12 protein-coding genes are annotated in these 10,611 nt (G+C 58.3%); all 12 read left to right on the forward strand.

Features of this window, described 5'->3' with window-relative positions:
• The first annotated feature begins 46 nt into the window (after positions 1-46).
• The 12 genes from QPL96_RS16870 (at position 47) to QPL96_RS16925 (ending at position 10,478) form a co-directional block, all read left to right on the forward strand.
• The gene (locus tag QPL96_RS16870) at positions 47-2,155 is read left to right on the forward strand and encodes a TonB-dependent siderophore receptor (RefSeq protein ID WP_303288481.1); all 2,109 of its coding nucleotides are present in this window, start codon (positions 47-49) and stop codon (positions 2,153-2,155) included.
• Between the two features lie 89 nt (positions 2,156-2,244).
• Complete coding sequence (locus QPL96_RS16875) at positions 2,245-3,078, forward strand: ABC transporter substrate-binding protein (protein WP_303288482.1); 834 nt, start codon at positions 2,245-2,247, stop codon at positions 3,076-3,078.
• Positions 3,075-4,079: an iron ABC transporter permease gene (locus tag QPL96_RS16880; RefSeq protein WP_303288483.1), complete on the forward strand. Its 1,005-nt coding sequence runs from the start codon at positions 3,075-3,077 to the stop codon at positions 4,077-4,079. Before QPL96_RS16875 ends, QPL96_RS16880 begins: the two co-directional genes overlap by 4 nt.
• 1 nt (position 4,080) lies before the next feature.
• Complete coding sequence (locus QPL96_RS16885; RefSeq protein ID WP_303288484.1) at positions 4,081-5,157, forward strand: iron ABC transporter permease; 1,077 nt, start codon at positions 4,081-4,083, stop codon at positions 5,155-5,157.
• Positions 5,158-5,171: 14 nt separating this feature from the next.
• Complete coding sequence (locus tag QPL96_RS16890) at positions 5,172-5,990, forward strand: ABC transporter ATP-binding protein (RefSeq protein WP_303288485.1); 819 nt, start codon at positions 5,172-5,174, stop codon at positions 5,988-5,990.
• A 420-nt stretch (positions 5,991-6,410) separates the two neighbouring features.
• A complete protein-coding gene (locus QPL96_RS16895) occupies positions 6,411-6,875 on the forward strand; it encodes a hypothetical protein (RefSeq protein WP_303288486.1) in 465 nt (154 codons plus the stop codon).
• 110 nt (positions 6,876-6,985) lie between these two features.
• Positions 6,986-7,282 carry a hypothetical protein gene (locus tag QPL96_RS16900; protein ID WP_303288487.1) on the forward strand — a complete coding sequence of 99 codons (297 nt, stop codon included), beginning with the start codon at positions 6,986-6,988 and terminating at the stop codon, positions 7,280-7,282.
• A gap of 94 nt (positions 7,283-7,376) precedes the next feature.
• Positions 7,377-7,889, forward strand: a complete 513-nt coding sequence (locus tag QPL96_RS16905) for a DUF411 domain-containing protein (protein WP_303288488.1) — start codon at positions 7,377-7,379, stop codon at positions 7,887-7,889.
• A 10-nt stretch (positions 7,890-7,899) separates the two neighbouring features.
• Positions 7,900-8,754 carry a hypothetical protein gene (locus QPL96_RS16910; protein ID WP_303288489.1) on the forward strand — a complete coding sequence of 285 codons (855 nt, stop codon included), beginning with the start codon at positions 7,900-7,902 and terminating at the stop codon, positions 8,752-8,754.
• Between the two features lie 88 nt (positions 8,755-8,842).
• The gene (locus tag QPL96_RS16915) at positions 8,843-9,202 is read left to right on the forward strand and encodes a cytochrome c (protein ID WP_303288490.1); all 360 of its coding nucleotides are present in this window, start codon (positions 8,843-8,845) and stop codon (positions 9,200-9,202) included.
• Between the two features lie 51 nt (positions 9,203-9,253).
• On the forward strand, positions 9,254-9,730 hold the full coding sequence (locus QPL96_RS16920) for a hypothetical protein (protein WP_303288491.1): 477 nt from the start codon (positions 9,254-9,256) through the stop codon (positions 9,728-9,730).
• A gap of 25 nt (positions 9,731-9,755) precedes the next feature.
• Positions 9,756-10,478, forward strand: coding sequence for a cytochrome c biogenesis CcdA family protein (locus QPL96_RS16925; RefSeq protein WP_303288492.1), 723 nt, complete (start codon positions 9,756-9,758; stop codon positions 10,476-10,478).
• Positions 10,479-10,611 lie beyond the last annotated feature (133 nt).

Genomic DNA, 10,611 nt, shown 5'->3' on the forward strand with positions numbered 1-10,611 from the left:
CAGTATAATGCGCAGTCAAATTTAATAACACGTGCTGGAGAATCCAATGTCGAAGTCCGAAGTTTCAACGCCACTGCGCCGCCACCGACTGTCCGTTGCCATATCGATGCTCCCCGTGTCGCTTCTGGCTATTGGCACGGGATCTGCGCTGGCACAGGAGCAGGCTGATACGCCCGCCCAACTACCCGGAATCAATGTTACCGCCGACTGGCTGGGGCCACCGACAGAAGAATCCGAAAAAACCTACACGGGTGCCCGCACCGTGGTCGAGAAAGAAGAACTCCAGGATACCGGAGCGCTGAATCTGGAAGACGCTCTCCGCCCGGTACCCGGTGTCACGGTGCTGGACGAAACGGGTACGGGCATCCTGCCCAACATTGGCGTGCGCGGCCTGAACCCGCTGCGCAGTGAACGACTCCAGATTCTGCTGGACGGTTACCCGATTGCCATCGGCCCTTACAGCAACGTTGGCGTGTCGCTGTTCCCGGTTACCCTTCCGAGCCTGGAAGCCGTGGATATTGTCCGGGGCGGCGCCTCCGTTCATTACGGCCCCAACAACGTGGGCGGCGTGGTGAATTTCGTCACCAAACCGATTCCGGCGGAAACTTCCCAGACTCTTCGTGAGCGGGTGACCATCGCGGAAGAGACCGGCAACGTCTTTACCGATACCTATTACCGTGTCGGCGGCCGGGCGACCGACAAGCTTGACCTTCAGTTCCAGGCCAACGTCCAGCGCGGTGACGGCTTTCGCGACCACTCCGACACCGAAGTGGATAACCTGATCCTGGATGCCCGCTACTACCTGAACGACCAGCATGAACTGGCCTCGCAGCTTCAGTACTACCGTGTCGATGCCGAACTTCCCGGCGCCCTGACCCCGCAAGCCTATGAGCAGGACCGTACCCAGAGCCAGCGACCTTACGATGGCTATGAAGCGGATATGAGCCGCGCCACCTTTACCTGGACCTACACGCCGGCCGACAACGTGGAATTCCAGTGGCGCAACTTTGTGCACGATGCCGACCGCACCTTCTTCTTCGGCCAGAACCTCAGCGGCACCGGCCACTGGGCGGACCCGGGGCTGGATTCGACCCACGTTGCGGATTCACCACGGTTGTTCACGGTATTGGGCACGGAGCCACGGCTTGCTATTCGCCATGGCCGCCACGACATTACCCTGGGTGCACGATTTGTCAGCGAGGATGTGGAGTTCGACGTTAATCGCCTGGAGTTTTCCTCCGGTAACCGTTCCGTGGCGCGCGACTGGCACCTGGACACCCGGGCCATGGCGTTTTACGTCAGTGATACCATGTCCTTCCTGGATGACCGCCTGACGGTGACGCCGGGCCTGCGTTATGAAAATGTCGACATGGACTTCCGTGACAACCTTACGGGCAACACTGAGGAAAACAATGCTGATGAGCTGTTGCCTGGCCTGACCGTAGGCTATCAGGCGTCTGACGATCTGTTTGTCTTTGCCAACAGCCAGCGTTCCCTGGTGCCGGTCCAGATTGCCCAGACCACTCGTGAGGGTGCCGTTGCCAATGAAACCTCGTGGAACCACGAGCTGGGCGCCCGCCTGCAAGTCACACCCGACCTGCTGTCTTCAGCAACCCTGTTCCGCATCGATTACGAGGATCAGATTCAGTTTAACCGTTCGGCCAGTCGTTTCGAAAACCTCGGAGAAACCCGTCACCAGGGTGTCGAGCTGACAAACCGCTGGAATCTCAACAGCCAGTGGGAGCTGGGCCTTGGCTATACCTTCCTCGATACCGAACAGTTGACCGGCGACAACGAGGGCAACGAGTTACCCAATGCTCCCACCCATAAAGTCAGCGCCGATGCGGTGTACAGCTACCAGACCTGGGATGCCAGCCTGAACTGGGTGTATGTCAGCTCAAGCTATAGCGATGCAGACAACACGGAAGAAGAAACCAGCAATGGCAGCGCCGGTGAGTTGCCGGACTACCATCTGGTCACCACCAGAGTCGGTCGCGATTTCGCCATTGGTGGTGATCGTGTGCTGAACCTTGGCCTGGCCGTCAACAACCTGCTGGATGAGGATTACTACTTCCGGGGCGTGGACGTCAGCCCGGTCGGCCGTGTGCCCCAGCCGGGCCGGAGCTTTATCCTTGAGGCGCAGCTCGACTTCTGATGGCCTGCTTACGGAACCGGATCGTAACGATCCTGCTCGTTGTTTTGCTGTCGCCTGCGTCAGGATGGGCGCAGGATGGGACTATCCGGTTGACGGATGACCGCGGGGAAACCCTGCGGTTGTCCGCACCGGCAACCCGGCCTGCGGCGATCTCGACCTTCGGGGCCGATGTCGCACTGGCGCTCGGTACTGTGCCGGTTGCGGTCACCGACTATGGACTCCAGGGGGTACCCGAGTACCTGGCGTCGCAGTTAAGCGGTGTTCGCGGCCTCGGGCCGAGACACCAGCCCAACCTGGAGGTGCTGTCGTCGGTCCAGCCGGATCTCGTGATCGCCATTCGCCGCTATACCGAGAAAGACGGTGACCAGATCGAAGCCATTGCCCCGCTTCTCGCGCTGGACCTGATCACAATTCAGGACAGTCTGAGGGCAGTGGAATTGGCCGGTCAGGCACTGGGCAAACCCGCAAAAGCCACAGAAATCAACTCTCGGTTTCTGGAGCGCGTTCAATCGCTCGCGGAGCGCAACAAGGGGAAGCCCACGGAGACCGTGGCGCTGCTGACCAGCGGTAGTGAAACTCCTTTCGTCTATTACGACCATTTTCTGCCGACGGCGCTGCTGGAGCGTCTGGGTTTCGACAATGTTGGTGGCCAGACGCCGAATCCCGACAGTGGCATCCCACTGGGTTACTGGATCAGTCTTGAAGCCTTGCTGGAACTTAACCCGGATACCATTCTGCTGTTGCCCACCAGCCGTCAGCGCGCGTTCACGATGAACCCCATTTGGCCTTATCTCAAGGCCGTGCGGACTGACCAGGTCTACGAAGTGCCGCACTACTGGAAAGAGGGTGCCGGTCCGATTGCCCGGGAACGTATCCTGGACGATATCCAGCGACTGTTGCTGACGTCGGAAGCCGAAAAATGACGGGTGACGATTCAACCACACGTCCCATGGGCCTTTATGGAACAACGGTACTTCTCCTCGTGCTGTTGTTCTTCATTGGCCTGATGGCGGGCTCACGATGGGTGTCGCCGACCTTGTTGTTGTCAGCTATCGACGGCAGCAGCGACTTGCTGACGCGCATCACCGTGCTGGAGCTGCGGTTGCCGCGCAACCTGCTCGGAATTCTCGGTGGTGCCGCTCTCGGGGTTGCGGGTGCTGTCATGCAGGGCGTTACCCGGAATTCACTGGCATCCCCCGGCCTGACCGGCGTGATCGCCTCCGCTGCCCTGGCGGTCGTGTCGCTTCGAACCCTGAGTTCACCGGGCGCCATGTGGCTGCCGTTGATGGCCCTTGGCGGCGGCCTGCTGGGTGGAGCCCTGACGTTCTCCATCGCTGGCCGCCATCAGCTTCAGCCCGAACGGGTAGTACTGGCCGGCATCGCTGTCACGTCACTGGCTACGGCACTGACCACGGGCCTTCTGTTGGTTTCCGGTGCGGAAGCGGCAGAGCTCTACTATTGGCTGGCGGGTAGCCTGATGGGGCGGGGCTGGCTTCAACTCCAGATGGTGCTGCCCTGGCTGCTGCTTCCGCTCGGTGCCCTGTTTGTGATGCAGAGGCCCTTCCGTTTGCTGCAACTTGATGATGATCTGGCGCTGGCCATGGGGCTGGCCGTCGGTCGCTGGCGTCTGATTTTTCTGCTGCTGGCTTTACTGCTGGCTGCTGCACTGGTCGCTTTCACCGGCCCGATCATGTTTATTGGACTGGTGGCGCCGCACATTGCCAGGCGGCTGGCCGGCAACCAGATCCAGCATTGGTTGCCTTTGAGCGCTCTGTTTGGAGGGATGTTGTTGCTGGCGGCGGATATCCTGGCTCGGCAACTGGCCTTTCCCCAGGAGCTACCCGTCGGTATGCTGACGGCCCTTATTGGGGCCCCCTGGCTGATCTATCTGCTCAATTCGCGAACCTCACCCCGGAGTGCATAAGGTGACCCATCCGGCTACGACAACTCCTCGGGCAGGCCGCCGCGGCATTCGGATTCCAGGCACTGGCTCTGTTGCCCGGCTGCTTCTGGCTGGTGGGCTCAGTCTGGTTGTTGTCGTCGTCGCGGGCGTCCAACTCGGAGCGGTGGACCTGACATGGTCCCAGGTGTGGTCCGGGTTGACCGGCGACAGTTCGCAACACGTAGAGCGGGTGGTCTTCGAATTACGGTTGCCCCGCACGCTGACCGGTGCCCTGATTGGTATTCACTTTGCCCTGTCAGGGTGGCTGTTACAGTTGCTCAGCCGCAACCCGCTGGCAGAAGCGGGCATTCTCGGCATTTCCGCCGGCGCCAGTCTTGTAGCCGTCATCGCTTTCATCATTGGCGATTGGCTGGTTTCCAGCGAGAACCCCTACAGCAATACCTCGTTTGCCCTTCAGTATTTACCACTCTTTGCCTTGGCAGGCGGGCTGGTGACGGCGCTCGCGGTGTACTTCCTTGGCATGCGGCATGGCCAGCTGTCTCCGGTCAAGATGACCCTGACCGGCGCGGTCATTGCTGGCATGTTGCACGCACTGACCACCGGTGCCTTGGCATTCTGGGGCCACGCCCACACCGAGCTGGTTGCCCAGTGGCTCGCCGGCTCGCTGTATGGCGCCGCGTGGCAACACCTTCATACGCTGTTGCCCTGGACGCTCATCGGGCTGATCGGTGTGGTTCTGCTCATGCGCCCACTGAGCGTGATGCAACTCGACGACCAACACTCACGCACCCTGGGCCTCGGCCTGAACCGCTGGCGCGCCCTTGCACTGCTGATTGCCACCCTGCTGGCGGCCAGCGCCGTCGGGGTGGTGGGTCCCGTTGGCTTCATTGGCTTGCTGATCCCGCACATCAGCCGACGGCTGGCGGGGGCCAATCTTCCAGTCCAGTTGGTGTTGTGTGTACTATTGGGAGCGGTACTGGCGGTACTGGCGGATTTACTCGGCCGAACAGTGTTTACGCCCTACGAAGTGCCCGTGGGTGTGGTTTCCGCCGTCCTTGGTGTACCGTTCTTTCTTTATCTGTTATCGCGACAACCCTGAGGCCGGGATTCTCCATGTTACGAACCGAGCAGCTCTGTCTTGCCTATGGCTCCAAGCCGGTCGTGGACAACGTCTCGCTGTCCATTCCCGAGGGTGGGATTACCTGCCTGCTGGGCCCCAACGGTTCTGGTAAAAGTACCTTGCTGAAAAGCTTTGCGGGCCTGCTGCCGGCCCGGTCCGGTCAGGTCTACCTGGACGACCAGCCAGTTGACCAATGGCACCGGGGCAAACTGGCCCTCAGGCTCGCCATGCTGCCCCAGAAACCGATCGTTCCCGATGGCATTCGGGTTCAGGATCTGGTGGCGCTGGGTCGTTTCCCACACCGCAAATGGTGGCAACGCAACCTCACCACCGACGACAATGCAACCCTGGATGCCATGGCAATGACGGGGGTGTCGGATCTGGCGGAGCGGCCGGTAGAAGCGCTGTCCGGAGGGCAGCAGCAGCGGGTATGGATCGCCATGGCCCTGGCCCAGGAAACCGACATTCTGCTGCTGGACGAACCCACCACGTTTCTGGACTGGGGCTACCAGCTGGAAGTACTGGAACTGCTGTCCAAGCTGAACCGTGAGCACGGCTTAACTGTGGTGATGTCGCTCCACGATCTCAACCAGGCCGCACAATTTGCGGACCGGATTGCGGTTCTGGCGGACGGCCGGCTCGAAACCATCGGCAGCCCCGGAGAGGTTATTACCGAAACCCTGATCAACCGGGTATTTCGGGTGCATACCCGCGTTACCACTGGGCCGGCCGGTCGCCCGTTCTGTTCTGGGTTTGCAGAATCAGCACAAAGCCGACCCAGGCATAACCCTCAATGCACAGCTACCCCTTAATTCTGGACTGGTAGCCACCAGCCATGGACTTACCCCTCGCAGGATGACGCCCCCAACTCTCAAACAGCGCCTCTTCTGAGGGCTGTCATCGCCCGAGCTCAGGGTACGCTTTGCGACTAGGTTGGTCAGCAGAAAACAATCTTCTGAACCATACTTTAAGGCCCTTACCCTCCGAAGAGGGCCACATCATGACATTTCCTATCAGCAAAGCTCCCTGGAACAAGGGGGAAGCTCGTTGGCCAGAAGCTACCGCTCAAACTCGAACAAATATGCAGAAAAACAACGCCATCGACGAGCTATTGCCCCACAACTGGAAGCCGGCGATACCCGATACGGAGTAATGGTCAAATACGGTTTTAACGGAGAGCGTTATGCGTAGCTCGGAAAACTCTCAACTGTGGTCGCCTACAATGGAGCGAAATGGTGGTAGGCTTTAAGGAACTGATCGGTAGATCGTATGTCGTAGCTTCCCAACGTCACAGCTTGGTGCTTGAAAGCAAGATGTCCGCAAAGAACCGCCCCATCATCATTGTATTACTGTCACTGCTTTTGGTGATCAGCGGGCCGGCGTTTGCTTTGTCCAAAGTAGCAGCCGGCCAGGCGGAGTCTGCGATGGCGGATTGCGGCTCCATGATGATGGAGCCGGCCGAAAGCACTGTTTCCTCCTCAGACACAGCAACGGATTGCGTTTCTGCCCCTGAAGGGGCCTGTCAAACTGCCACTGGGCTGATCAAATGCGGCGTCAGTGTCAGCTTTGTCCTATTGCCGGGGAACTTCACAGGTTTTACCGATACTGGCTCCCAGCCGATTTTGGCCGCACAGGCGGCCCTCTATCAGGATCCCTTCCTGGCTTCCATTACACCCCCTCCAGAACATCACTCCTGAGTCTTAACCGGAGTTTTTGCCCATCGCGGCAAGCTCACTAACGTTAGTTCTTGCAACAAAGTCTCGTACTTCGGTTCATCCGTAACGGGGCTTTACATGGAGTGGATCAAATGCGTAATTCAAAACTAAATCTCGCCGTAACCGCAGCCGTTCTGGTCAGTAGCGTCGCCTTATTCTCTGCCTTTGCCCATGGCGACGGCGACGGCATGATGGCCGGTCATTCCGAGCATAATGGCATGATGTCTTCGCACGGCATGGAGGGTATGGGCGGCATGATGAACATGATGTCCGATATGTCCCCCGAAGACCGTAAAGCCATGACTGAGGCGTGCATGAAAATGATGCAGGCTCATGGTGACGACAGCATGCACGTTGGTACGAAAGACAAAGGTACCACCGCCAAATAGCCATTTGGGCACCATTTCTAACGGAAGCTCTGGCCCGGGGATCCACACCCCGGGCTTGACCTTGCTCAAAGACGATTCGTTTCGAGGATTTTTCATGAAGATTAAGAAGCTCGCTCTGTATTCGGGTGTAGCCGCTATCGTTGTCAGCGCAGGAGCCACCTCATTGGCCATCCAGGCCGACCAATCGGCTCAGACATCAGCTGCGTTAACCACCAGTAAAGAGATAGATCAAGCCATCACCATCTACAAGAGCCCCGATTGCGGTTGCTGCCAGTCCTGGGCCGAACACCTCGCGGCCAATGGCTTTGAGACCCGCATCGTTGAAACCGCCAACCTTAATGCCATCAAGCAGCAGCACGAGGTGCCGCGCGATATGGCATCCTGCCACACCGCACTGATTGGTGACCTCGTGATTGAGGGACATGTGCCGGCCAATGACATCCTGGCCTACCTTGAGGATCCGCAGTTCAACACGGTTGGCTTGTCCGTGCCCGGAATGCCCCATGGTGCCCCCGGCATGGAAACGGGCCGGAAGGACGATTATCAGGTCATCGCCTTCAACACCAACGGCCAACAACGTGTTTTCCGTGAACACAAGGATTACTGAGGTCAGCCCCATGAAAGCGTTGGTTTACCGCATGAATTCTGCCGTCTCCGGGCTTTTCCTGTTGGCGTTGGTTGCCGTCATGCCGGGCCTGGTTCAAGCCGAGTCTGTGAATGATGCCCAAGCAGTGAAAGCGCTGGCGGCTGACTCCTCCGGCGCCCTGCTGGTGCTTCGGGATAGCGGCCTGCTTGTTCTTGATGGTAAGACTGCCGCCGACATTCCGCTGCCACCGTCCGATTCCGGCGCTCAACCCCATTCCATGGCAAAGGGCGCGGACGAAAGCCCGTACCTGGCAGGGCCTGGCCTTGGCATCTGGCGCTATGACAACGCCAGCGAGCGCTGGCAATCCCTCAATGACACCCTGCCGGATTTCGGAATAACCGCCATTGCCGCCCACGCCACCCAATCGGAAACGCTCTACGCCTATCTTGGTGACGGTGGCATGTTCCGATCCAGGGACGGCGGTGCCGAATGGGTGAAGGTAGACAGTGGCCCCCGGGAGCCGGTGCAGGCGTTTCTGCACTCAGATATGCCGGGCAGCATGGAAAGTGGCTGGCTGTTCGCTGGCACCACCCGTGGTGTTGCGCGCTCCATGGACTGTTTCTGCTTCTGGGGCGATGCCGGCGAATTGCGAGGAACTGTTTCCGCCATTTATTACGATCCTTCGGCCCCGGAAAACGTCTACGCCGTGATCGAGGGGCAACTTCACCACAGTTCTGACGGTGGCGAAACCTGGGCTGGCCTTGATACACCCCAGGCGGTGACCGCTCTGACGTTCTCATCCACGGAAGGGCTCGTCGTGGGCACTCAAAACGGAGATCTGCTGTCGCGGAACGTCTCTGGCGAATGGGTGCCTCTTAATGAATAGGTGCTTTTTCCCGGCGGTCCTTGTCCTTGCCCCGGTCCTAGCGATGGCTAAGGGTGGTTCAACAACCAGTGAAAGAATACCGGTCGAAATGACTGAGGGCCGCCGGATCTATGAGCAATACTGCGCCGCCTGCCATGGATGGCAGGGCGAAGGTGCTGCTGACTGGAACAAACCGGATGAGAAAGGCGAAATGCCCTCGCCACCGCACGATGAGTCAGGCCATACTTGGCGTCACAGCGATGCCATGTTGTTCAGGATGATCGCGGAGGGGTGGCGACACCCCTTCAACAAGGCGGACCGGATGACAATGCCAGCGTTCAGGGACATTCTCATCGACCAGGAAATTCAATCGGTGATCGAGTACCTGAAAACGTTATGGACCGAGGACCAGCGTCGCTACCAACAGAACGAAAGTCAGAATTCTAATCAGGCTCAAAGCCCTTCCTAATTTCCCAAGGATGACAGACAACACTCACTTTAGGTCTCGGGTAACTCAAAGATGTCATTGAAACAGCATTTCAAGAGGTGGTCATGGTTATTTGGTATCGCCAGTTTCAGCGCGGTAGCTGCGACAATCTTCGTATCGCCGAAGTACTTTAAGCCTGATCTGGATATCGGTATCACTTATTACGCCGCGGAAGGATGCGCACCTTTTGAAGGTCAGTGTATCGGGCAAAAAGGCGATAAAACCATCACAGTGGAGCTGGGTAACGAAGCCATCGTATCGATGACAGAAATCCCCATTCGCGTGCGTCTCGATAACATGACGGCCGACTCCCTGATCGTTGATTTTGAAGGGCTTGAAATGTACATGGGCGTGGTTCGCACCCAGCTGGTAGCAAATGCCCAGGGTGTTTACCAGGGAACTATTACCCTGCCGGAGTGTGGTACTGGCAAGATGCTATGGCGGGCACGGGCCATCATAAACAACGGCCCGTCCAGGGAAGGCATCAAATTCGATTTCCGGGCAATTTGACAGACTTACAAAACTTGGAGGCTAAATGCCTGATCTTGCAACTTGGGGAATTGCCGCTGCGTTTGCCGGTGGTCTCGTGTCGTTTTTCTCACCCTGCACGTTACCTCTGGTTCCCGGCTACCTGTCGGTTGTTACCGGAGGTGCTCTGACCGAGGCTTCGAATCGGTTGAAGGCTCTTTGGCTAAGCCTGTGTTTTGTGATGGGGTTCAGTCTAATCTTTGTTGCCCTGGGAGCAAGCGCAAGTGCTTTAGGGCAATGGTTGATGGCCTATCGTGAAGAGGCCAACCTGGTGGCCGGCGTGCTCATCGTTCTAATGGGTCTGTTTATGCTGGGTTGGTGGAGCATGCCGGCATTGCAGCGCGAATGGCGCATTGGACAGTCACTTGAAGGCGGACGTCCCACTGCCGTCTTTCTTCTGGGGATAGCATTTGCCATCGGCTGGACACCCTGTATAGGTCCCATACTCGGGGCTATATTGGCGCTCAGCTCCACCCATGCCAATGCCGAGGCCGGTATGTTGTATCTTGCTGCGTATTCGTTAGGGCTGGCTCTTCCCTTCCTGGGAACTGCCCTATTCATTGAGCACTTTCGCCAACGAGTGCGCGGGTTCAGTCGCTGGAGTCGACTGCTGAGAGCGTTTGCAGGCCTGGTACTCGTTGTCATGGGCGTGTTGGTGCTCACCGGTCAGATGACTCTATTCGCGTCATGGATGTTGTCGACGTTTCCAGTTCTTGGAAGGCTCGGCTGATCCTCTCTAATTCTGTAACTATTCAGCTGCCTCCCCGTAAAAAGCCCTGTTAGCCCCGTTCCGGTGCCGACATAAAAGCCGGCTCACGCCCGGTAAACAGCTGCGTCAATACCTCGGAGGCACCCAGGTTCTG

The organism is Marinobacter sp. SS8-8 (assembly GCF_030540945.1).
Taxonomy (GTDB): domain Bacteria; phylum Pseudomonadota; class Gammaproteobacteria; order Pseudomonadales; family Oleiphilaceae; genus Marinobacter.

Coding starts and splice junctions, on each gene's coding strand:
- QPL96_RS16915 (WP_303288490.1), top strand. CDS start 8,843: ATGACTGAGGGCCGCCGGATCTATGAGCAATACTGCGCCGCCTGCCAT.
- QPL96_RS16905 (WP_303288488.1), top strand. CDS start 7,377: ATGAAGATTAAGAAGCTCGCTCTGTATTCGGGTGTAGCCGCTATCGTT.
- QPL96_RS16895 (WP_303288486.1), top strand. CDS start 6,411: ATGGTGGTAGGCTTTAAGGAACTGATCGGTAGATCGTATGTCGTAGCT.
- QPL96_RS16870 (WP_303288481.1), top strand. CDS start 47: ATGTCGAAGTCCGAAGTTTCAACGCCACTGCGCCGCCACCGACTGTCC.
- QPL96_RS16910 (WP_303288489.1), top strand. CDS start 7,900: ATGAAAGCGTTGGTTTACCGCATGAATTCTGCCGTCTCCGGGCTTTTC.
- QPL96_RS16880 (WP_303288483.1), top strand. CDS start 3,075: ATGACGGGTGACGATTCAACCACACGTCCCATGGGCCTTTATGGAACA.
- QPL96_RS16900 (WP_303288487.1), top strand. CDS start 6,986: ATGCGTAATTCAAAACTAAATCTCGCCGTAACCGCAGCCGTTCTGGTC.
- QPL96_RS16925 (WP_303288492.1), top strand. CDS start 9,756: ATGCCTGATCTTGCAACTTGGGGAATTGCCGCTGCGTTTGCCGGTGGT.
- QPL96_RS16890 (WP_303288485.1), top strand. CDS start 5,172: ATGTTACGAACCGAGCAGCTCTGTCTTGCCTATGGCTCCAAGCCGGTC.
- QPL96_RS16920 (WP_303288491.1), top strand. CDS start 9,254: ATGTCATTGAAACAGCATTTCAAGAGGTGGTCATGGTTATTTGGTATC.